At 69.6% G+C, this 21,643-nt stretch carries 21 protein-coding genes and 1 tRNA gene; 12 read left to right on the top strand and 10 right to left on the bottom strand.

Annotated elements, in window-relative coordinates:
• Positions 1 to 118: 118 nt before the first annotated feature.
• The gene (locus ACGF3J_RS15560) at positions 119 to 820 is read right to left on the bottom strand and encodes a DUF5324 family protein (protein ID WP_161332018.1); all 702 of its coding nucleotides are present in this window, start codon (positions 818 to 820) and stop codon (positions 119 to 121) included.
• A gap of 319 nt (positions 821 to 1,139) precedes the next feature.
• Here ACGF3J_RS15560 and ACGF3J_RS15565 point away from each other — a divergent pair, with 319 nt between their 5' ends.
• Both ACGF3J_RS15565 and ACGF3J_RS15570 read left to right on the top strand, forming a co-directional pair.
• Entirely contained in the window at positions 1,140 to 1,673 is a 534-nt protein-coding gene (locus ACGF3J_RS15565) for a peptidylprolyl isomerase (RefSeq protein ID WP_161332019.1), read from the top strand.
• A 104-nt stretch (positions 1,674 to 1,777) separates the two neighbouring features.
• Positions 1,778 to 2,665 (top strand): rhomboid family intramembrane serine protease, encoded by an 888-nt coding sequence (locus ACGF3J_RS15570; protein ID WP_161332020.1) that lies wholly within the window; start codon positions 1,778 to 1,780, stop codon positions 2,663 to 2,665.
• A gap of 242 nt (positions 2,666 to 2,907) precedes the next feature.
• On the opposite strand, the gene crgA is transcribed toward ACGF3J_RS15570, so the two are convergent.
• On the bottom strand, positions 2,908 to 3,162 hold the full coding sequence (gene crgA, locus ACGF3J_RS15575; RefSeq protein WP_122616583.1) for a cell division protein CrgA: 255 nt from the start codon (positions 3,160 to 3,162) through the stop codon (positions 2,908 to 2,910).
• Positions 3,163 to 3,262: 100 nt separating this feature from the next.
• On the opposite strand from crgA, the gene ACGF3J_RS15580 reads away from it, so the two are divergent.
• From ACGF3J_RS15580 to ACGF3J_RS15600, 5 genes are read left to right on the top strand one after another with little or no spacing between them, the layout of a single operon-like run.
• On the top strand, positions 3,263 to 4,042 hold the full coding sequence (locus tag ACGF3J_RS15580; RefSeq protein WP_161332021.1) for a DUF881 domain-containing protein: 780 nt from the start codon (positions 3,263 to 3,265) through the stop codon (positions 4,040 to 4,042).
• Positions 4,043 to 4,087: 45 nt separating this feature from the next.
• A complete protein-coding gene (locus ACGF3J_RS15585) occupies positions 4,088 to 4,285 on the top strand; it encodes a hypothetical protein (protein WP_206328638.1) in 198 nt (65 codons plus the stop codon).
• Positions 4,282 to 4,920 (top strand): aminodeoxychorismate/anthranilate synthase component II, encoded by a 639-nt coding sequence (locus ACGF3J_RS15590; protein ID WP_161332022.1) that lies wholly within the window; start codon positions 4,282 to 4,284, stop codon positions 4,918 to 4,920. Before ACGF3J_RS15585 ends, ACGF3J_RS15590 begins: the two co-directional genes overlap by 4 nt.
• Entirely contained in the window at positions 4,917 to 5,966 is a 1,050-nt protein-coding gene (locus tag ACGF3J_RS15595; protein ID WP_161332023.1) for a class E sortase, read from the top strand. Before ACGF3J_RS15590 ends, ACGF3J_RS15595 begins: the two co-directional genes overlap by 4 nt.
• 13 nt (positions 5,967 to 5,979) lie before the next feature.
• On the top strand, positions 5,980 to 6,741 hold the full coding sequence (locus tag ACGF3J_RS15600) for a class E sortase (protein WP_393854205.1): 762 nt from the start codon (positions 5,980 to 5,982) through the stop codon (positions 6,739 to 6,741).
• A gap of 46 nt (positions 6,742 to 6,787) precedes the next feature.
• On the opposite strand, the gene ACGF3J_RS15605 is transcribed toward ACGF3J_RS15600, so the two are convergent.
• Positions 6,788 to 6,994: a hypothetical protein gene (locus tag ACGF3J_RS15605; RefSeq protein ID WP_393854206.1), complete on the bottom strand. Its 207-nt coding sequence runs from the start codon at positions 6,992 to 6,994 to the stop codon at positions 6,788 to 6,790.
• 394 nt (positions 6,995 to 7,388) lie between these two features.
• On the opposite strand from ACGF3J_RS15605, the gene ACGF3J_RS15610 reads away from it, so the two are divergent.
• The 4 genes from ACGF3J_RS15610 to ACGF3J_RS15625 all read left to right on the top strand — a co-directional run bounded on the left by ACGF3J_RS15610 (position 7,389) and on the right by ACGF3J_RS15625 (position 11,559).
• Positions 7,389 to 7,823 (top strand): hypothetical protein, encoded by a 435-nt coding sequence (locus ACGF3J_RS15610; RefSeq protein WP_122616590.1) that lies wholly within the window; start codon positions 7,389 to 7,391, stop codon positions 7,821 to 7,823.
• A 65-nt stretch (positions 7,824 to 7,888) separates the two neighbouring features.
• Positions 7,889 to 10,339 carry a glycoside hydrolase domain-containing protein gene (locus tag ACGF3J_RS15615; RefSeq protein WP_161332026.1) on the top strand — a complete coding sequence of 817 codons (2,451 nt, stop codon included), beginning with the start codon at positions 7,889 to 7,891 and terminating at the stop codon, positions 10,337 to 10,339.
• A gap of 3 nt (positions 10,340 to 10,342) precedes the next feature.
• Positions 10,343 to 10,876 carry a hypothetical protein gene (locus tag ACGF3J_RS15620; RefSeq protein WP_393854207.1) on the top strand — a complete coding sequence of 178 codons (534 nt, stop codon included), beginning with the start codon at positions 10,343 to 10,345 and terminating at the stop codon, positions 10,874 to 10,876.
• A 2-nt stretch (positions 10,877 to 10,878) separates the two neighbouring features.
• Positions 10,879 to 11,559 carry a hypothetical protein gene (locus tag ACGF3J_RS15625; protein ID WP_161332051.1) on the top strand — a complete coding sequence of 227 codons (681 nt, stop codon included), beginning with the start codon at positions 10,879 to 10,881 and terminating at the stop codon, positions 11,557 to 11,559.
• A gap of 91 nt (positions 11,560 to 11,650) precedes the next feature.
• Here ACGF3J_RS15625 and pknB read toward each other — a convergent pair whose 3' ends face one another.
• The 6 genes from pknB to ACGF3J_RS15655 all read right to left on the bottom strand — a co-directional run bounded on the left by pknB (position 11,651) and on the right by ACGF3J_RS15655 (position 19,883).
• Complete coding sequence (gene pknB / locus ACGF3J_RS15630; RefSeq protein ID WP_393854208.1) at positions 11,651 to 13,657, bottom strand: Stk1 family PASTA domain-containing Ser/Thr kinase; 2,007 nt, start codon at positions 13,655 to 13,657, stop codon at positions 11,651 to 11,653.
• Between the two features lie 190 nt (positions 13,658 to 13,847).
• A complete protein-coding gene (locus tag ACGF3J_RS15635) occupies positions 13,848 to 15,320 on the bottom strand; it encodes a penicillin-binding protein 2 (RefSeq protein ID WP_161332029.1) in 1,473 nt (490 codons plus the stop codon).
• Positions 15,317 to 16,753 carry an FtsW/RodA/SpoVE family cell cycle protein gene (locus tag ACGF3J_RS15640; RefSeq protein WP_161332030.1) on the bottom strand — a complete coding sequence of 479 codons (1,437 nt, stop codon included), beginning with the start codon at positions 16,751 to 16,753 and terminating at the stop codon, positions 15,317 to 15,319. The genes ACGF3J_RS15635 and ACGF3J_RS15640 overlap by 4 nt, the downstream gene beginning before the upstream one ends.
• A 27-nt stretch (positions 16,754 to 16,780) precedes the next feature.
• Positions 16,781 to 18,331: a Stp1/IreP family PP2C-type Ser/Thr phosphatase gene (locus ACGF3J_RS15645; protein WP_161332052.1), complete on the bottom strand. Its 1,551-nt coding sequence runs from the start codon at positions 18,329 to 18,331 to the stop codon at positions 16,781 to 16,783.
• A gap of 141 nt (positions 18,332 to 18,472) precedes the next feature.
• Positions 18,473 to 18,988, bottom strand: a complete 516-nt coding sequence (gene fhaB, locus ACGF3J_RS15650; protein ID WP_114528370.1) for an antibiotic biosynthesis regulator FhaB — start codon at positions 18,986 to 18,988, stop codon at positions 18,473 to 18,475.
• Between the two features lie 10 nt (positions 18,989 to 18,998).
• Positions 18,999 to 19,883 (bottom strand): DUF3662 and FHA domain-containing protein, encoded by an 885-nt coding sequence (locus ACGF3J_RS15655; protein WP_161332031.1) that lies wholly within the window; start codon positions 19,881 to 19,883, stop codon positions 18,999 to 19,001.
• A gap of 519 nt (positions 19,884 to 20,402) precedes the next feature.
• On the opposite strand from ACGF3J_RS15655, the gene ACGF3J_RS15660 reads away from it, so the two are divergent.
• Positions 20,403 to 20,489, top strand: a tRNA-Leu gene (locus ACGF3J_RS15660).
• A gap of 98 nt (positions 20,490 to 20,587) precedes the next feature.
• On the opposite strand, the gene ACGF3J_RS15665 is transcribed toward ACGF3J_RS15660, so the two are convergent.
• The gene (locus ACGF3J_RS15665; protein ID WP_161332032.1) at positions 20,588 to 21,454 is read right to left on the bottom strand and encodes a carbohydrate-binding protein; all 867 of its coding nucleotides are present in this window, start codon (positions 21,452 to 21,454) and stop codon (positions 20,588 to 20,590) included.
• Positions 21,455 to 21,643 lie beyond the last annotated feature (189 nt).

Below are 21,643 nucleotides of genomic sequence, written 5' to 3' on the forward strand. Positions count from 1 at the left end.
CCCGCGCGCCCCCCCGCCGCGGGGGGGGCCGCGCCGGGGGGGGGGCCCGCCCGGGGGGGGGGGGCCCCCCCCCCCCCCCCCCCCCCCCCCCCCCCCCCGATACCGGTCCGGAGAAGGGTCAGCGGGGCTCGTCGCCCTCCGCCGCCTCCTCCTGTGCCTGCTTGGCCTGCACCTCGGGGTCGAGAATCGCCTCACCGGTGCCGTCCACCGACGTCAGCCGCCCGGACTCGGGCACCTCCGTTGCCTCCGGCGGCTCCACCAGCCAGTCCGGGTTGGCCTGCTTGTCCCACCACTTCCAGGCTGCGAAAGCGCCGCCGGCGACGAGACCCGCCACCGCCAGAACCCTGGCGATCCGGCCGGCCCGCGCACGCCGCTGGTGCTTGCGGGCCAGCTTCTCGATCTCCTTCGCCGTGACCTGACCCCGGAGCGCGGCCAGCGCGGCGGCACCCCGCGCGGTCGCCTCGTCCCGCACGGGACCGGCCGCGGCCACCGCCTGCTCGATCCTCGGCCGTGAAAAGTCGGCCGCCTGCCGAGCGGCCAGACGGGTGCGGACAGCCGCCTCCTGTGCGGCGGCGTCCACCTTCGGCGGCACATGCGTAAGGGCCTGCTCCAGTCGCGGCGCGACATGCGCCCCGTACTGGTGGCGGGCCTGGTCTGCGGCCTGCGACACCTTGGGCGCCAGCCGTACGCGCGCCTCCTGTGCATAGTGAGCGGCCCTGTCCTTGGCCGTGTCGGCGTAGGGCGCCACCACTTCCGCGGCGTGCAGCACGCTGTCCTTCGCCGAACCGGTCGCGGCGCGCACGCTGTCGATGCGGGTCACGGGTTCCTCCTCCTCGGTGGCGTACGGTAATTCGACTTTCCACCCTTTTACGGATCATGCCTGTGGACGCAAAGCCAGGCATGCGAGGGCGGCCATCCGGGTCACCGACGATGCCCTCGGGCTCTCCGGGACAAGTGGTGATGAAGTTGCGAACAAGAGCGGATCAAGCTCAATACCGGGTGAATACCGGCCAACACGAGCCCGTACCCGACAATGCCACGGATCGGCTCCCCGCGCTCGGACCCCGCGGTATCGGCGCCGAACGCGCCCTCGCCCATGGGAGGATCGGTGCGCACCACCAGACGACGGAAGGCACCCCGTGGCCGAGCAGCTCTACGCCACTCTCAAGACCAGCCAAGGCGACATCGAGATCCGGCTGCTCCCGAACCACGCACCCAGGACGGTCAGGAACTTCGTCGAACTCGCCCGAGGCGAGCGCGAGTGGACCCACCCCGCCACCGGCGAGAAGACCACGGACAGGCTCTACGACGGCACCGTCTTCCACCGGGTCCTCAGCGGCTTCATGATCCAGGGCGGCGACCCGCTCGGCAACGGCACCGGCGACCCCGGCTACCAGTTCGCCGACGAGTTCCACCCCGACCTCGCCTTCGACAAGCCCTACCTGCTCGCCATGGCCAACGCCGGTCCCGGCACCAACGGCTCGCAGTTCTTCGTCACCGTCTCCCCGACGACCTGGCTGAACCGCAAGCACACCATCTTCGGCGAGGTCACCGACCCGGCCAGCCAGAAGGTGGTGGACACCATCGCCGCCGCGCAGACCAACCCGCGCACGCACCGCCCGCTCAACGACGTCGTCATCGAGACCGTCGTCGTGGAAACCCGTCAGGGCTGACCTCCCCCCGCACTGGGCAGGAACCAAACGCTCCGCCCATCCGTAAAAAGGGGCGGGGCGGCGCACGCGCGCACACCGCCCGCAGGGACGACCGAGGGGAAGTCATGGACCACGCGGCAGCAGGCCCGCCGGACGCCCAGAGCCTGCCCGGCTGCTATCGCCACCCGGACCGTGAGACCGGCATCCGCTGCACCCGCTGCGAACGCCCCATCTGCACGGACTGCATGATCAACGCGTCCGTCGGCTTCCACTGCCCCGACTGCGCCGCCGGCCGCACGGGCGGTGGCCCCGCGCCCGCCGCCTCCCGGCCCCGCACCCTGGCCGGGGGAACGGTCGCCGCCGACCCGCACCTGCTCACCAAGATCCTGATCGGGATCAACGCGGCGGTGTTCATCGCCGTTCAGGCGCTCCCGTCGTCCTTCCTCAGCGACATGGTGCTCATCGGACGCTGGCCCCCCGCCCCCTTCGTCCCGACCGAGGGCGTCGCGGAGGGCGAGTGGTACCGCCTGGTCACCACGATGTTCACCCACGAGGAGATCTGGCACATCGGCTTCAACATGATCAGCCTCTGGTTCCTCGGCGGTCCGCTGGAAGCCGCGCTGGGCAGAGCCCGCTACCTCACGCTCTACCTGGTCTCCGGACTGGCCGGCAGCGCCCTCACCTATCTGCTGGCCTCGCCCACCACGGCGACCCTCGGCGCCTCCGGCGCGGTCTTCGGCCTCTTCGGCGCCACCGCCGCGCTCGTGCGCCGCCTCAACGCGGACATGCGACCGGTCGTCATCCTGCTGGCGATCAACCTCGTCTTCACGTTCACCTGGGCCAATATCGCCTGGCAGGCACACATCGGCGGTCTCGTCGCCGGCGGTGTGATCGGCTACGCCATGCTCCACGCACCGCGCGAGCGCCGGACCCTCGTGCAGTACGGCGCCTGTGCGCTGGTCCTGCTGGTCGTCGTGGGGCTGACCCTGTTGAGGAGCGCACAGCTCACCTGAGCATCCGTTTTCCACAGTGGGTGTCGGATCTTGTGCACAGTGTGCGGGAACAGATGTGCCCCCTGTCACTGACCAGTGTTTCCGCAGGTCAGGCAGGGGGCGAACATGTTTTCGGATGCCAGTACTTCCGTCACACCGGCGTCAACGTCCTAGGGGTTATCCACAGATCGTCTTTCTTTTCCCCATGTGGATAACGCCTGTGGATAACTCCGCGGATAGCCCTGGGCAGAGCTACTGGGGCGCTACTTCCACTGCGTGGAGACGCCGAACCCGGCGGCGATGAAGCCGAAGCCCACGACGATGTTCCAGTTGCCCAGGGAGTCGATCGGCAGTGAACCGTCGGTGACGTAGAAGACGACGATCCAGGCGAGGCCGATGACGAACATGGCCAGCATGACGGGTGCCACCCAGCCGCGGCTGGTCAGCTTGATGCTGGTCGACTGCTTGGCGGGCGGCGGCGTGTAATCGGCCTTCTTGCGGATACGTGACTTCGGCACGAGGGTCTCTCCTGTCGATGCGCTACAAGGGGACTCTGAGCGCTCCCCCGGGCGTCCGTTAGCGTAGTCCTTCCGTGGCGCCGAAGGAGATAAGGGTACGTTGAGCAATTCTGCCGACTCCCCCGGGACGGGATCCAGCCCTGCCCGCCGGCGCCGTTTCCGGCCCGTGCGCGTACTCACGGCAGCCGTCTTCGCTCTCGCGGGACTCATTTTCTTCACCAGCTTCAACACCGCGAAGGGCACCAATATCCGGACGGACGCCTCTCTGCTCAAGTTGTCCGACCTCATCCACGAGCGGAGCCTGGAGAACGGGCAGCAGGAGGAGGCGAACGCGAGCCTGCGTCGCGACATCGAGTCGCTCGCCGAGCGCGACGACGGACGCTCGAAGTCGGAGGACGACGAGCTCGCCGCGTTGGAGGAGGAAGCGGGCACGCAGAAGCTGACCGGAGAGGCGATCTCCGTCACACTCGACGACGCGCCGCCGGACGCCACCGCCAAGCTGCCGGGCTACCCCGAGCCGCAGCCCGACTACCTGGTGATCCACCAGCAGGACCTCCAGGCCGTGGTGAACGCGCTGTGGCAGGGCGGCGCCAAGGGCATCAAGGTCATGGACCAGCGGCTGATCTCCACCAGCGCGGTCCGCTGCGTGGGCAACACCCTGATCCTGCAGGGCCGCGTCTACTCACCGCCGTACAAGATCCAGGCGGTCGGTGATCCGGAGCGGCTCAAGGAGACGCTGGCCGCGTCGCCGGCGATCCAGAACTACATGGTGTACGTCAACGTGTACGGACTCGGCTGGAAGGTCGAGGAGGACGGGAGGGCGACGCTGCCCGGCTACTCGGGCACGGCGGACCTGCACTACGCCCAGCCTGTGGAGTGAGGCCGTTCCGGAGGGCCCCGCGCCGCTAGTCTGGTGCGGTGCGGCGTGAGTCTGGCGCCGCGGTGCGACGGAAGGGACGGCATGTACGGCTGGATCTGGCGGCATCTGCCGGGGAACGCGTGGGTGAGGGCGCTGCTCTCGCTCGTGCTGGTCGTGGCCGTGGTCTACGTCCTCTTCCAGTACGTCTTCCCGTGGGCCGAACCGCTGCTTCCCTTCAACGATGTGACGGTGGACAACCAGTGAGCGCGCGCATCCTCGTCGTCGACAACTACGACAGCTTCGTCTTCAACCTGGTCCAGTACCTGTACCAGCTGGGCGCCGAGTGCGAGGTGCTGCGCAACGACGAGGTGTCGACGGCGCACGCCCAGGACGGTTTCGACGGCGTGCTGCTCTCCCCGGGGCCGGGGGCCCCGGAGCAGGCGGGCGTCTGCGTCGACATGGTCCGGCACTGCGCCGCCACGGGTGTCCCGGTCTTCGGCGTCTGCCTCGGCATGCAGTCGATGCAGGTGGCGTACGGCGGTGTGGTGGACCGGGCGCCGGAGCTGCTGCACGGCAAGACCTCGCCGGTCGAGCACACCGGCGCGGGTGTCTTCGCGGGTCTGCCCTCCCCCTTCGTCGCCACCCGGTACCACTCGCTGGCGGCGGAGCCGGGCACGGTGCCGGCCGAGCTGGAGGTGACGGCCCGCACCCACGACGGCATCGTGATGGGCCTGCGCCACCGTGAACTGCCCGTCGAGGGCGTGCAGTTCCATCCGGAGTCGGTGCTGACCGAGCACGGGCACCGGATGCTGGCCAACTGGCTGGTGGAGTGCGGCGACCAGGACGCGGTGGCGAGGTCGGCGGGGCTCGCCCCGGTGGTGGGCAGGGCCACGGCGTGACCGCCCTGCGCCCCGAGCGCGACTCCGGCACGGCCGGTGACCAGGGATCCTCGTACGGACGGCCGTACGGGGATTCCGGTGCGTTCGGGGGCGGGCGGCAGGAGGACTTCACCTCGGCGGGTCCCAACGGCCCCGCCGGCCCGGTCGACGACGAGACGGTGGCGCTGCGGATCCCCGAGCCGCCGCCGGAGCGGACGGCCACGACCGCGACCCCGACACCTACTGGCGGCCGTGCGGCCCGCAGGAAGGCCGCGAAACGGCGTCACGGGCGCCGTGGAGCGCCGCGCGGGGCGTCGGTGGACTCCGAGTCGGCCGAGGAGTCGAAAGCGCCGCTGTCGCGCGTGGAGGCCCGCCGTCAGGCCCGGGCCCGCAAGCCCGGTGCCGCGGTGATCGCCAGCCGGGCGATCGGTGAGGTCTTCATCACCACCGGCGTGCTGATGCTGCTCTTCGTCACCTACCAGCTGTGGTGGACGAACGTGCGGGCGCACGCGCAGGCGGACAAGGCGGCCAGCAACCTCCAGGACGACTGGGCGAACGGCAAGCGCAACCCGGGGACCTTCGAGCCGGGCCAGGGCTTCGCGCTGCTGCACATCCCCGATCTGGACGTCGTGGTGCCGATCGCCGAGGGCATCAACAGCAAGAAGGTGCTGGACCGCGGCATGGTCGGGCACTACGGGGAGGACGCGCTGAAGACGGCGATGCCGGACGCGAAGACGGGCAACTTCGGACTGGCCGGGCACCGCAACACGCACGGCGAGCCGTTCCGTTACATCAACAAGCTCAAGCCGGGCGATCCGATCGTCGTGGAGACGCAGGACAAGTACTTCGTCTACAAGATGGCGTCGATCCTGCCGGTGACGTCGCCGAGCAATGTCAGCGTGCTGGACCCGGTCCCGAAGCAGTCGGGATTCAAGGAGCCCGGCCGCTACATCACCCTGACGACCTGCACGCCGGAGTTCACCAGCAAGTACCGCATGATCGTGTGGGGCAAGATGGTCGAGGAACGGCCGCGCAGCAAGGGCAAGCCGGATGCGCTCGTCAGTTAAGGGCGGATGACCAGTGGCAGCGACCACCGACACGGAGCACGACTCGGAGCAGCGGGAGCGGGCCGCCGCGCGCGGGCGCGGGCGGGGTCCCGGGCGGATCGTCGCGCGCGCGGTGAGCGTCTTCGGTGAACTCCTCATCACCGCGGGCCTGGTGCTGGGCCTGTTCGTCGTCTACTCCCTTTGGTGGACGAACGTGGTCGCCGACCGCGCGGCGGACAAGCAGGCCGACAAGGTCCGGGACAACTGGGCCCAGGACCGCGTGGGCCCGGACGGTCCCGGCGCGCTGGACACCAAGGCGGGCATCGGCTTCCTGCACGTCCCGGCCATGGGCAAGGGCGACATCCTCGTGGAGAAGGGCACGTCGATGAAGATCCTCAACGACGGCGTGGCCGGCTACTACACGGACCCGGTGAAGGCGACGCTGCCGACTTCGGGCAAGGAGGGCAACTTCTCGCTCGCGGCCCACCGTGACGGGCACGGGGCGAAGTTCCACAAGATCGACAAGATCGACGAGGGCGACCCGATCGTCTTCGAGACGAAGGACACCTGGTACGTCTACAAGACCTACGCCGTCCTTCGCGAGACCTCGAAGTTCAACGTCAAGGTCCTCGACGAGGTCCCCCTGGAGTCCGGCAAGAAGAAGCCCGGCCACTACATCACCCTGACGACCTGCACCCCGGTGTACACGAGCAAGTACCGGTACGTGGTCTGGGGCGAACTGGTCCGCACGGAGAAGGTGGACGGGGACCGGACGCCGCCCAAGGAGTTGCGCTGACCGACCCCCTGAGGGGGCCGGGCCTCTTGCCGTGCTGTGGTGCTGCCTACCGCAACGCCTTGAGCAGCACTCCGGCGCTCCAGGCCTCCAACTCCTCGCGGTTCACCGTGATGACTCCGCTGAGTTCGGCGATCGCCTCCGATTCGTGGCTGAAGTTGGACGTGGCGACGAACAGGGCGACGTCCGCCTGGTCGATGGCGCGTGCCGCGCCCGCGATGCAGTAGCTCGCCCGGCGGAACTGCGCGGTCTTCACTTCTCAGCAGGTCAGGGCGTTCTCCGGCAAGTTCGAGGGTGGCGGCCCGTCTGTTGTCATGTCCTGCCGGTCGGTTAAGGTGCTTCCCGGGCTGACCACCTGGGGGGAAGTGTTGTCCATGTATTCCGTGCCGTTGCGTGCCCGTCTTACGAGGGCCTTGCCGGAGCCGTGCCGCTGACGCGGCACCCACAACTCCCCTCCACCGCTGGCCCGGTGGAACACGTGCCGTCCGCTCACGGTCGGTCTTCACCGGGAATTCCGGTCCAGTGACCCACCGGCGGCCGGTCGCGCCGGCCCCCGTCCAGCCCTGCTGAAGCAGCCGCTCCGGTCTGTCGGAGCCGCTTCGCCATGCCCGAACCATGATCAAGAAAACGATGTCAAGAGGAACTTCCGCATGAACAAGAAGTCCGTGGTCGCCGGCGTCTTCGCCCTCGCCGCCGCCCTCCTGCCGCTCAGCGCGGCGCCTGCCCAGGCCGCGTCGAACCCCTGCGGCGGGCCGTACCAGACCATCGCCTACGTCGACGGCCGGCTGCCGGGCGACAGCGGCAACGACGACGGCGACATGGTCGCGTACGCCGGCGGCACCGGCTACCTGTGCGTCGTCTTCTACAACGGCACGCCCGGCGGGGCGAACGAGATGTACTTCAACGTCTGTCCCGGCAAGACCAGCGGCTCCGGGTGCGGCACCGACCACGGCGACTACGCCACCTACGCGGGGCCGATCCGCATCACCGACACGGGGTGCTTCACCGCCGCGTACATGCTGCGGAACGAGAAGGACACCACCTGGCTCATCAACGGCAAGCGCAGCTACGGCCCGCGCTGCTGATCCGTCCCCGGACCCGGACCACCCGCACGTCCCAGCTCCTCCCCGTCCCGCAGAGAGGATCCCGCATGGATCAGCAAGTCCTCAGAGCCCAGAAGTGGGTCAACGAGAAGTACGGCAGCGTCGCCGGCTACCAGCGCTGCCCCGAAGACGGCCGTACCGGCTGGTCGACCATGTACAGCCTGACGATGGGGCTCCAGCACGAACTCGGCATCAGCCCGGTCGTCGCGAGCTTCGGCCCGGGAACCTACTCCCGCGTCGAGGCCCTGGGCGACATCGGGTTCGGCTGGGAGGAGAACCGCGACCTGCTGGCCTGTATCCAGTTCGGCATGTGGTGCAAGGGCTACTGGGCCGTCGAGCCGGAGAGCGAGGGCTGGTTCACCGGCGTCACCCGGGAGGCCGTCAAGGAGCTCCGCTCCAACATGGGCCTCCCGGAGGGCGACGGAGTCCTCAACGTCAAGATCATCAAGGCCATCCTCAACATGGACGCCTACGTCGTCGTCGCGGGCGGCAGCGACGAGGTCCAGGGAATCCAGCGGTGGCTCAACGGGCGCTACTGGAACCGGAGCGCCTACAGCATCGGTCCCGCGGACGGCATCTACTCCCGTGACGTCCAGAAGTCCCTGATGATCGCCCTCCAGTACGAGCTGGGCATCGCCGCGCCGAACGGCAACTACGGACCGGCGACGCAGGCGGGGCTGCGGTCCCACCCGGTCGCCCAGGGCGCCTCCGGCACGCTGGTGCAGATATTCTCCGCCGCCTGCGTGTTCAACTCCCCCACCTACGACGGCGAGCTCAACGAGGTCCCCACCACCTGGCGGTCCACCTTCGACGGCAAGCTCGCCGAATGGGTCAGCGCCTTCCAGAAGTTCAACAAGCTGGCGGTCAACGGCGACGGCGACTTCCAGACCTGGTCGCAGCTGCTGGTCTCCATGGGCGACCCGGACCGTCCGGCCACCGGCTCGGACACCCGCTACGAGATCACCCCGTCGCGCGCGAAGTGGCTCAAGGACAACAAGTACGAGATCGTCGGCCGCTACATCTACGATCCGCCGGGTTCCACCCTGGACAAGGAGATCAAGCCGGGCGAGCTGGACACGATCTTCTCGCACGGGCTGCGCGTCTTCCCGATCTACCAGGACAACGCCCGCGAGCTGGACGACTTCACCTACGCCAACGGCTACCAGCACGGCCTGAACGCCCACGAGCTGGCCAGCGGGTACGGCTTCAACCCCGGCACCACGATCTACTTCGCCGTCGACTACGACGCCACCCAGGAGGCCATCGACGGCTCTCCGAAGGGCATCGTCGTCTACTTCCACGGCGTACAGGCCGCGCTCGCCAGCAAGGGCAAGAAGTACAACCACGGCGTCTACGGCTCCCGCAACGTCTGCATCAACGTCACCAACAAGACGTTCGCCCGGTACTCCTTCGTCTCCGGCATGTCCTGGGGCTTCTCCGGCAACCTCGGCTTCCCGATCCCGCGCAACTGGTCGTTCAACCAGATCAAGGAGTTCAAGGTCCAGAACGGGTCGGACACCTTCGACCTCGACCGCGACGTGATCTCGGGTCTCGACCGCGGCGTGGGCTCGGTCAACGACCAGGCCGGACCGGCCGACGACTTCATCGCCTACGTCCAGAAGCTGTACGACCTGGCCGGTTCCTACGGGGCGACCGGCCAGAAGCGCAGCCAGCTCGTGATGGAGTACATCCGCCACTACGAGTACGGCGACAAGGACACCCTGAACAAGCTCGGCTGGTGGTACCTGATCGGCGGGTTCGACCAGGGGTTCGTCGATTACTGCAACGCGCGGGGCATGTCCGTCAGGAAGTCCTTCAAGGACCCCTTCACCGGCTATGACCTGGGCGCCGAGCACATGATGGCCACGGCCAACGCGCACCTGCTGACGGACCAGCCGTCCGACCGCCAGGGTGCCAACGGCGGTGACGTCGGCGGCTGGGCCGGCGACCTGATGACGTTCTGGTCGGACTGGCGCAACTCCGAGACGGAGTACGCCGACCCGCTCGCCTTCTGCCACGCCAGGCTCGCCGTCCCCGGGGTGTCGTCCTCGTTCGGCTTCAACGACCTCATCGAGGACGCCGACGGCTATCTGATCGCCCGCGCGGTCCGCGGCAACAAGACGGTCGTGGAGGCCGTCCAGGCGCTGTACCAGCAGGGTGGCGGCGGCCTGACCCGCTTCAACGCCTACTTCACGCAGCGCTGGGGCAACGCCACCGACTGCAAGCAGTCCGCGCACAACGCCCTGACCGCCTCCGACACCGTCCTGGGCCCGGCCCGCAAGCAGCTGATCAGCCTCAAGGGCGCCGTGCTGCCGGCCGTGTACCAGAATGCGCCGGGTGGTTTCGACAAGCTGCAGAACTTCGAGCAGGGATTCGTGGACGCCCTTCTCGCCCGCATGGGCATGGAGAAGAAGAAGGCGGCGCAGTACCGGGCCAATCACGAGGCGTTCCTCGAGGCGGCCCGCGGCCGGGCTGCCGCGCGTTCCGCCAAGGGCTGACGGATGACCCCGGGGAACAAGACCTTCCGGCCCGAGCGGCTCGCCTACCTGGGCGGGCTGGCGGTGATGGGCATCGCGCTGCTGTTCCTGCTCGGCACCGGCGGCATCGTCGTCGCCGTCGTGCTGGGGATCCTGTGCGTCGGGATGGTCGCCGGAGGCCGTAGCGGCGTCCGGGCCGTCCGCGAGGGCGCGTGGGGGCGGCCCCGTACCTGGCTGTCACTGGGTGTGGCCGCTCTGTCGGCCGGTGTCGTCGGGTTCGCGGCCGCCTACCTGACCGGGATCTTCTCCGGAGGACTCGACGTCGAGGAGGCCTGTGTCCACGGTCACGGCGTCCGCTACGACGACGCCTACCGGGAAGCGCACGCGGAGGAGTTCAGCCGCTGGTTCCCGCTGCACAGCAAGTGCAACGAGAACTTCGACCTCGTTCCCTCCTGGGTCAATCCGGCCATTGTGTTCTTCGTCCTGCTGGCGGCGGCCGGTGTGCTCTGCCTCGCCGCCGCGGTGGCGACCGCTCTGAGACCAAGGAGAGACAGATGATGATGGGCGAACTGACGAGGCGCCGCTTCGTGGGGGCGACGGCCGGTGTGGCGGGTGCGGCGGCCCTGACCTCGCTGCTGCCCGCCACGGCGGCCGTCGCGGCCGAGCCGGCGGGTGCGGCGGGTGCGGCCGGTTCCTGGGCCGGGGAGAGCAGCGGCAACGGCTGGCCGCTCCTGGAGGCCCCGGAGACGTTCGGCGTCGAGGGCAGCGACCAGAAGGTGAGACTCGCCGGCGGTGACGCCGCCGTGGTTCTGCTGCACGTCGCGCGCCGCTTCCACTACGAGATCGGCGAGCTGAGGGCCGGCGAGATCCACGGGTGGACGTCCGGCCGCCGGGTCGCACAGGACTACGAGTCGAACTACCTGTCCGGTACGGCGATCGCCGTGCGGCCCCTCTCGTATCCGGCCGGGGCCCGGGACGGCCTGTACCCGAACGAGCTGGTCGTGGTGCGGGACATCCTCGCCGAACTGGACGGCGTCGTCGTCTGGGGCGGGGATCTCACACCGGTCAAGGAGTCCCACTTCGAGATCGCCGTGAAGCCCGGACATCCGCGGCTCAAGGGTGTCGCCCGCAAGATCGAGGGCTGGCGGAAGGGCCCCGGCGACGAGGGCGCCGGGGCGACCGACGCGTTCGACCCCGCACGCCGCGAGAAGGCCCGCGCCTTCGCCCGGCGCTCGGCCTAGCAGAGCGGCCCGGTTCTGCTCCGGGCCGACGAGAGCCCCGGTCCCTCCGCTGAGGGGCCGGGGCTCTCGTCGTTGCCGGGTGCGGCGTGGTTCAGTCGTCGCCGCGGAGGCCGCCGATGATGCCTCCGTTGTTACCGCCGTTGTTGCCGCCGTTGCCGCCCACGGTGGTGAGGGTGATCGGGGTGGCGGCGGGGTCGTCGACCTCGGTGCCCGCCGGCGGGTTCTGCTGTATGACCACGGCGTTGCCGTCGTTGGGTCCGGTCACCTGGATGTTGGTGAAGCCGGCCTGCTGAAGCGTCTGCTGGGCCTGGGGCAGCGGGGTGCCGAGCTTGATCTCCGGCACCTTCTTCTTCTCCACGGCCTTGCCGACGACGATCGTGACCTTGGAGCCCTTGTCGACCTGCTGGTTCGCCGCGGGTGTGGTGGAGATCACCTTGTCGACCTGGTTCGGGTCCTGGGTCGGCTGGTCGGTGCAGGTGGCTTCCAGGTCGTTGTTCTGCATCTGGGCCTTGGCCTCGTCGCAGCTGCGGCCGACGACGTCCGGCACCGTGGCCTTCGCCTCGGCCTTGGCGACCTCCAGGGTCACCGTGGAGCCCTTCTCCAGCTCGCTGCCGGGGTCCGGGTCCTGGCTGAGGACCGTGCCCTCGTCCTGGGAGGACTCGGTCTGCTTGGTCTCGACCCTGAAGCCCTTGTTCTCGAGCTGCTCGGTGGCCGTGTCGACGTCCTTGTCGATGACGTTCGGCACGGCGACCTTCGGGGCGCCGGTCGAGACGACCAGGTTGACGGTGGACTGCTTGTCGACCGAGGTCCCCTGCTTGGGGTCCTGGTCGCAGATGTTGCCCTTCTTCTGGTCCTCGCAGGGCTTCTGCGTGAAGGCCAGCTTGAGGTCGGCGTTGATCGCCAACTGGTCGGCGTCGGCCTTGGTCTGCCCGATGAATCCGGGGACGTCGACCTTGTCGTTGCCGGGTCCGCCGTCCCCGCTGAACGCGTACTTCCCGATCAGGATCGCGCCGACGAGGACGAGGACGCCCGCCAGGACCAGGAAGATCGTGGACGTGTTCGACTTGCGCGGCTGCTGCCGGCGCCGGTCGGGGCGGTCGTCGTAGCCGTAGCCGCCGTCGTCCGGGTTCATGGGCGGCAGCATGGTCGTGGCGCCGCCGCCCCCGTCCGAGCGCAGCGCGGTGGTCGGCTGGTCGTCGGGGTAGGCCCCGTAGCCCCCCGCGGCCATGGCGCCCATCGCGGCGGTCGCGCCGACGGGCTGGCCGTCGAGGCACGCCTCGATGTCGGCCCGCATCTCGTCGGCCGACTGGTAGCGGTAGTCGGGGTCCTTGACCAGCGCCTTCAGCACGATCGCGTCCATCTCGGGCGTGATCTCGGGGTCGAAGACGCTCGGCGCCTGCGGTTCCTCACGCACGTGCTGGTACGCGACGGCGACCGGGGAGTCGCCGACGAAGGGCGGTCGCACGGTCAGCAGCTCGTAGAGCAGACAGCCCGTGGAGTACAGGTCGGACCGCGCGTCGACCTGCTCGCCCTTGGCCTGCTCCGGGGAGAGGTACTGGGCGGTGCCGATCACGGCGGCGGTCTGCGTCATGGTCATGCCGGAGTCGCCCATCGCGCGGGCGATGCCGAAGTCCATGACCTTGACCTGGCCGTTGCGCGTGAGCATGACGTTGGCGGGCTTGATGTCGCGGTGGACGATGCCGGCCCGGTGCGAGTACTCCAGCGCCTGGAGGATGCCGATGGTCATCTCCAGCGTCCGCTCCGGCAGCAGCTTGCGGCCGGAGTGGAGCAGCTCACGGAGCGTGGAGCCGTCGACGTACTCCATGACGATGTACGGGATGGAGACCCCGTCGATGTAGTCCTCGCCCGTGTCGTAGACCGCCACGATCGCGGGATGGTTGAGCGAGGCGGCCGACTGGGCCTCCCGGCGGAAGCGGGCCTGGAAGGACGGGTCGCGCGCCATGTCCGCGCGCAGCGTCTTCACCGCCACCTGGCGTCCGAGCCGGGTGTCATGAGCGTGGTAAACCTCCGCCATGCCACCACGGCCAAGCACCGGGCCCAGCTCGTACCGGCCGCCGAGGCGACGCGGCTCTTCCATAACTACCTACCAGCCCTCTCCGTCGGTCCCGACCGGCATGCTTGTACGGTCGGAGGCTGCCGTCCGGCCTACGGTACCCGGCTCGCTCTGTGTGCCTTGGCCAAGCCTGGCAGCCGATACAGGACCGGTATCGCAACGTGCGCCGATGTGAAGGGGACGTGATAGGAGTCACGTCCCGTTCATGGTGCGGTTACTTCTTGCTGTCGATGACGGCCTCCATGACGTTCTTCGCGATCGGCGCCGCGAGGCCGCCTCCGGAGATGTCGTCGCGTACGGCGTTCTCGTCCTCGATCACCACGGCCACGGCGACCGGCGCGCTGCCGTCCTCGCCCTTGGCGTACGAGATGAACCAGGCGTAGGGGTTCTCCTTGTTGTCGACGCCGTGCTGTGCGGTACCGGTCTTGCCGCCCACGGTGACGCCGTCGATCTGCGCGTTGGTTCCCGTGCCGTCCTGGACGACGGTCTCCATCATGTCCTGGAGGACCTGGGCGTTGTCCGCGGAGAGCGGCTTGCTCATCTCCTCGGGGTCCGTCTTCTCGATGGTGTCGAGGTTCGGGGCCTGGAGTTCGTCGACCATGTACGGCTTCATCAGGGTGCCGTTGTTGGCGATCGCCGAGGTGACCATGGCCATCTGCAGCGGGGTCGCCGCGGTGTTGAACTGGCCGATGGAGGAGAGCGCGACCTCGGAGGGCGCCATGTCGCCGGAGAAGACGGAGGCGTTGGAGCGGACCGGGACGAACTGCTCCTCGGTGAAGCCGAACTTCTTGGCCTCCTCCAGCATCTTCTCGTTGCCGAGGTCGGATCCGATCTTGCCGAAGACGGTGTTGCAGGACACCCGCAGCGCCTCGCGGAGCGTGGCGTTCTCGCAGGGGAGGTCGCCCTCGTTCTTCAGCTCGGTCGTGGTGCCCGGCATGGTCCACGGCAGCGGTGTCTCGGTCTTGTCGTCCGCCGAGGTGTACTTCTCGTTCTCCAGGGCGGCCGCCGCGGTGACCACCTTGAAGGTGGAGCCGGGCGGGTAGACCTCGCGCAGCGCGCGGTTGAGCATCGGGTCGTCGGGGTTGTTCTTCTTCTGGAGCTTGTTCCAGGCCTCCCCGGCCGCCTCGTTGCTGCCGGCGATCGAGGTGGGGTCGTACGACGGGTACGAGGCCATCGACAGGATCTTGCCGGTGGACGGTTCGAGCGCGACGACGGCGCCCTTGGCGCCCTGCTTCTTCAGACCGTCGTAGGCGGCCTTCTGGGCGGCGCTGTTGAGGGTGGTGACGACGTTGCCGCCCTCGCGCCTCTTGCCCGTGACCATGTCGAGGGTGTTGCGGAAGAACAGCCGGTCGTCGTTGCCCGTGAGGATGCCGTCGTCGATGGACTCGAGCTGGGTGGCGCCGTAGGCCTGGGAGACGTACCCGGTGACGGGCGCCCACATGGCGCCGTCCTTGTAGGTCCGCTTGTACTTGAAGTCGCCCTCGGTGGTGGCGTGCCCGGTGATGGCCTTGCCGTCGACGATGATGTCGCCGCGCGGGCTGGCGTACCGCTCGATGGCGACCCGGCGGTTGTGCTCGTCCTCCTTGAGGTCGTCGGCCTGGACGTACTGGAGCCAGTTGTCCCGGATGAGCAGGGTCAGGACGAGGAGGCCGCAGAAGATCGCGATCCGGCGCAGTGGCTTGTTCACGGTCGGACCACCTGGGTCATCTCGGCGTCGGGGCTGGCGGGAGCGGCGGGTGCCGGTCTGCGCGCGGTGTCGCTGATGCGCAGCAGGATGCCGATCAGTGCCCAGTTGGCGATGACGGAGGAACCGCCGTAGGCCAGGAAGGGCATGGTCATACCCGTGAGCGGGATGAGGCCCATGACACCGCCGGCGACGACGAAGACCTGGAGGGCGAAGGCGCCGGAGAGGCCGATGGCGAGGAGCTTGCCGAAGGGGTCGCGGGCGGCGAGGGCGGTGCGCACGCCGCGTTCGACGATCAAGGCGTAGAGCAGGAGCAGCGCCATGAGGCCGGCGAGGCCCAGTTCCTCGCCGAAGGTGGCGAGGATGAAGTCGGAGTTGGCGGCGAAGCGGATCAGCTCGGAGTGGCCCTGGCCCCAGCCGGTGCCGAGGGTGCCGCCGGAGCCGAAGGCCCACAGGGCCTGCATGGCCTGCTCGGAGTGGCCGCCGACGCCCGCGCGGGAGAGCGTGTACTCCTTCATCGGGTCGAGCCACGCGTCCACGCGCTGCTGGATGTGCGGCTCGAAGCTGGCGACGCCGACGGCGCCGACGGCGGACATCAGCAGACCGAAGACGATCCAGCTGGTCCGCTCGGTGGCGACGTACAGCATGATCACGAACATGCCGAAGAAGAGCAGCGAGGTGCCGAGGTCGGTCTCGAAGACCAGGATGAGGATCGAGACCATCCACACCACGAGGATCGGCCCGAGGTCGCGGCCGCGCGGCAGGTAGAGGCCCATGAAGCGGCGGCTGGCGAGCGCGAGGGCGTCGCGCTTCACCATCAGATAGCCGGCGAAGAAGATCGCGAGGACGATCTTGGCGAACTCGCCGGGCTGGATGGAGAAGGAGCCGACCTGGATCCAGATCTTGGCGCCGTAGATGTTCTTGCCGAGGCCCGGTACGAGCGGGAGCAGCAGCAGGAACAGGGCGCCGAGCATGGAGATGTAGGTGTAGCGCTGCAGGACGCGGTGGTCCTTCAGGAAGATCATCACCGCGACGAAGAGGGCGATGCCCATCGCCGTGTACATCAGCTGGCGCGGCGCGGCGGTGCCGGCCTGCTCGATGTCCTGGAGGAGTTCGGACTGGTCCAGTCGCCAGATGGCGACGAGTCCGAGGCCGTTGAGCAGGGTGGCCAGCGGAAGCAGCAGCGGGTCCGAGTACGGCGCGAACTTGCGTACGACGATGTGCCCGACGCCGGCCAGCAGGCCGAGGCCGAGGCCGTAGCTCAGCAGGCCGGCGGGCACCTCGTCGTTGATGGCCAGGCCCACGTTGGCGTAGGCGAAGACCGGGATGAGGACGGCGAACACGAGCAGAGCCAGCTCGGTGTTGCGCCGGCTCGGGGCGCCGATGGCGCCGATCGTGGACGTGTGGTGCGTCGACGGGTTGGTAGTACTGCTCATCGTGTGTCGGGGCCTCTCACGGCTTGCCTACTGCTTACCGCACAGCGAGACGACCTTCTGCTCTTCCTCCGAGAGGGTCGGGCCGGAACCTGGGGTGGGTGCGGTCGGGGACTGGGACGACTCGGGTGCCTTCTGCGACTCCGACGCGTTCGGCGACGGGTTGGGTGTCGGTGAGGCCTTGGACGTGAAGGAGGCGGGGGTGGTTCCCGTGGTGCCGCCGGCCTCGCCCTCGCCGGTCTTGGCGTTCTCCTCGTCCGCGGAGCGCCGGTCGGCCTGCTTCTTGCAGGCGGAGGCCTGCACCGCCAGCTCCTCGATCTTCGCCCGGGCGTCGGCCAGGTCGCCTTCGGCGATGGTGGCCTCGACGAGTTTCTGCTGGTAGGGCGGCAGGTACTTGAGTTCGATCTCGGGGTGGTCCTTCTGGACCTTGGAGAGCGAGACCCAGGCGAGGTCCTGGCTGATGCCGCGGTACAGCGCGACGTGGTCGTCGTTGGTGCCGACGTAGTACTGGGTCTGGGTCCAGCGCCAGCCGCCGTACGTGCCGCCGCCGATGACGGCGAGGGCGAGCACCGTGTAGAGGGATCTCTTCAGCCACCTGCGGCCCTTGCGGGGCTTGACGAAGTCGTCGGGGCCGTAGTCGTCGAAGCCGCCCGCCGGGACGTACCCGGTGGTGTCGCCGCTGCCGGGCGGGCCGAACTCGCCGCCCCCGCCGTGCTGTTGACCCTGACGGCCGAGGCCGGCGGCGCGGCCGGCCGGGGTCTGCATGATGCCGTTGTCGCCCATCTGGGCCTGGTTCTCGGCGACGGCGCCGACGACCACGGGGGTGTCGGAGAGCTGTCCGGCGAGGGTGTCGCCGGTGTCGAGGTCGAGGACGTCGGCGACGATGACGGTGATGTTGTCCGGGCCGCCGCCGCGCAGGGCGAGCTGGATCAGCTCCTGGACGGTCTCCTGGGGGCCCTGGTAGCTGGCGAGGGTGTCCTCCATCGTCTGGTGGGAGACGACGCCGGAGAGCCCGTCGGAGCAGATGAGGTAGCGGTCGCCGGCCCGCACCTCGCGGATGGACAGGTCGGGTTCGACGTGGTCGCCGCTGCCGAGGGCGCGCATCAGCAGGGAGCGCTGCGGGTGGGTGCCCGCCTCCTCCTCGGTGATCCGTCCCTCGTCGACGAGGCGCTGCACCCAGGTGTGGTCCTGCGTGATCTGCGTGAGGACGCCGTCGCGCAGCAGGTAGGCCCGCGAGTCGCCGACGTGCACCATGCCCAGGCGCTGGCCGGTCCACAGCAGCGCGGTCAGCGTGGTGCCCATGCCCTCCAGGGCGGGGTCCTCCTCGACCATCTGCCGCAGCTGGTCGTTGGCGCGCTGCACGGCGGCGCCGAGGGAGGTGAGGACGTCGGAGCCGGGCACGTCGTCGTCGAGGGCGACGATGGTGGAGATCACCTCGGAGGAGGCGACCTCACCGGCGGCCTGGCCGCCCATGCCGTCGGCGATGGCGAGCAGGCGCGGACCGGCGTAGCCGGAGTCCTCGTTGCCCTCCCGGATCATGCCCTTGTGCGAACCGGCGGCGAAGCGCAGTGACAGACTCATGCGCACCTCGCCCGTCGGCTCCGGGTACAGCCGGTCGTGTCGAGCCACACTGCCCACCCTCCGGTCGGGAGCGCGCCGGGGCCCGGGGTGCCGGCCGCCGCCGCGTGCTCGCTCCGCTCGCGCTCTTTCATTGGTGTAGCACTACTTCCGCAGCTCGATGACGGTCTTGCCGATGCGGATCGGCGAACCCGGCCCGATCGGTGTCGGCGTCGTCAGCCGGGACCGGTCCAGGTAGGTGCCGTTGGTGGAGCCCAGGTCCTCGACGATCCACTGCCCGTTCTGGTCCGGGTAGATCCTGGCATGGCGGCTGGAGGCGTAGTCGTCGTCCAGCACGATCGTCGAGTCGTGTGCCCGGCCGAGCGTGATGGTCTGCCCCTGGAGGGCAACGGTGGTGCCGGTGAGAGTGCCTTCCGTCACGACCAGCTTGGTGGGCGCGCCCCGGCGGCCGCGGCCGCCGCCGGACTGCTGGCGCTGCGGCGGAGGCGCCTGGTTCTGGCGCGCGGCCTGCTGCGGTCGGGCGGCTTCGCGCCGCGCTCCGCGCTGGGTGACCCGCGTACCGAACAGGTCGCTGCGGATGACCTGCACGGCCACGATCACGAACAGCCACAGTACGGCGAGAAAACCCAGCCGCATGACCGTGAGGGTCAGCTCTGACATTGCCCCCGGATCACCCTTCGGCTTGCCTGTAGATAACGGTGGTGCTGCCCACGACGACGCGGGAGCCGTCGCGGAGCGTAGCGCGGGTTGTGTGCTGCCCGTCCACCACGATGCCGTTCGTGGACCCGAGGTCCTGGATCGTCGAGGGCGTTCCGGTCCGGATCTCGCAGTGCCGGCGGGAGACGCCGGGGTCGTCGATGCGCACGTCGGCCTCGGTGCTGCGGCCGAGGACCAGGGTCCCGCGGGAGATCTGGTGGCGGTTGCCGTTGATCTCGACCCAGTGACGGGTGCGTCCGCCGGACGCGGGTGGAGCCGGTGGCTGCTGGCCGCCCGCGGGCTGCGGGTAGCCGTAACCGCCGGGGCGGCCGCCGGGCGGCGGCGCGGACGGCATGGGCGGGGCGCCGGCGGGTGCTCCGGCCGGCGGGTAGCCGTAGCCACCGCCCGGGGCGCCGGGCCGGCCGCCGGGTGCCGGGGGAGCGGCGGGGCCCGCCGGGGCCGGGCCGCCGCCCTGCTGGCTGCTGGAGGAGGCGAGCGTACGGCTGCGCACCCGGTACAGGCCGGTGTCGAGGTCGTCAGCCTTCTCCAGGTGGACCTTGATCGGTCCCATGAAGGTGTAGCGCTGCTGCTTGGCGTAGTCGCGGACCATGCCGGCCAGCTCGTCGCCGAGCTGGCCCGAGTAGGGGCTGAGCCGCTCGAAGTCGGGCGTGCTCAGCTCCACGATGAAGTCATTGGGTACGACGGTGCGGTCGCGGTTCCAGATGGTCGCGTTGTTGTCGCATTCGCGCTGGAGCGCTCCCGCGATCTCCACGGGCTGCACCTCGGACTTGAACACCTTCGCGAAGGTGCCGTTGACCAGACCTTCGAGACGCTGCTCGAACTTCTTCAGGACTCCCATGGGGCACCTCCTCCGTCGCTGCCGTCCGGTCCACTGCCTTGCGTACTGCTGCCTTGCGTACTGCCGGTGTGCGCACCGCTCGTCCGTGCACTGTCCACCTGGTACTGCTTACTGATCGTATCCACGCGCCGCTCGATCGGCTGGTTCCCCCTGTCGGCCCGGTCGACGGGTGTCGACGCCTCTCGGAGTTCCCGCTGGAGCCGTCCTTCGAACTCCGGGGGACCTTCGGGATGCGCTCCCTCGGGTACTCATGCCCAGGATCGTAGAGGCGGCCGCAGACCAGTGTCCCGCACCTGACTGTGGACCCCTACCGGCTCCTGGGGAGACGGGCCGTACCGGTACGAGGTTGATACGTGAACGGCCACGGGTCGAGACGAGTGCCCGGGAGCGGGGCGGGCGCCCTGCTCCCGGCCGTAAAGGGATGTGAATCCACCTCTGGCAGCGTGCTAGTGTTCTCGTGTCGGAAGGGGCCAGGCCGCAAGCCAAAGGCAAGGCAGGGCACCGGAGGACACACCCAATGCGCGGGTGGCGGAATAGGCAGACGCGCTGGATTCAGGTTCCAGTGCCCGAAAGGGCGTGGGGGTTCAACTCCCCCCTCGCGCACCAGCCGGAAGCCCCCCAGGTCTCGGACCTGGGGGGCTTTCGCATGCCCGGACGCGGGGAGGCGGGCAGTGGTCCGCGAGCGGCCTGCTGTGAGGAAGGTCTCAGGACTCGGGGCGCCACAGGGCAGGCACGTTGGGCGGCTCCCAGCCCGTCGTCGCGGTGTGCCCCTGGAGGCAGCGGTAGCCGCGGCCGCCGTACGTCACGCGGTCGCCCGCGGTGTAGGAGCGGCCGGGTGCCCAGGTGCCGTTCGGCGGGTCGGTGGGCGGGTCGGTGGGGTCGGGGCCGGGGCCGCCGTCCACGTCCAGGACGAAGTCGAAGGTGGCCTCCCTGCCGCCGCCCCCGGCGCGGACGTTCATCAGCAGTGCCGGGTCGAAGAGCGCGTCCGTGGCGTTGCGGGGTTCGCCGGGGAAGTAGAGCTGGGTGGTCAGCACGGGTCGGCCGGGTGCCTGCGCCTTGACGTGGAGGTGCCGGGTGCGGCCCGGGTAGAGGCCCGGGACGATCGTGCGCAGGGTGAAGGCGCCGGTGGCGTCGGTGAACTGGTGGCCGCGGAAGGCGTATCCGGCCATGTCGTAGGCGCCGGCGTTGTCCGCCTGCCAGAAGTCGAGGAGCACACCGGGCAGCGGGGCGCAGTTCCGTCCGAAGACGTAGCCGGTGACGGTCAGCGGGGTGCCGACGGTGCCGGGTGTCACCAGGCTGGTGCGCCGCGGGGAGTTCGGCCTGAAGTACGGGCCCTCTATCTGGTCCGGCGTCGGGTCGTCGCCGTCGTCGCAGTAGGGGGTCGGCGTCAGCGTGCGGCCGGTGGAGGAGCGGGCGGCGTCCCGGGCGAGCGCGATGGAGCCGGTGGCGAGCAGCGGGACGGCGGCGCCGGCGGCGACCGCGGCCCTGAGGAGCGCCTTGCGGCTGAGGGCGCGGTCGGTGCCGCTGCCGGTGCCGGGGTTGTCGGGGGGCGTGGGGGCGTCGGGGGTCATCGGGTTCCTCGGTCTCCTCGGTGGGTGGTCCCCGGGGCGGCCGGACGGGAGGTGCGGCGTCCGGGCGTCGGGGCCGGGGGCAGGGAGCGCTGGAAACCGTAGGCGCGCACCCGGGGCCGCGGGCACCTCCTGTTCCGCCCTCTGCCCGGCGTTATGCGGGCTGGGCCGGAGCGTGTACGGGCGGTTCGG

Source organism: Streptomyces sp. NPDC048171 (assembly GCF_043202655.1).
GTDB lineage: Bacteria > Actinomycetota > Actinomycetes > Streptomycetales > Streptomycetaceae > Streptomyces.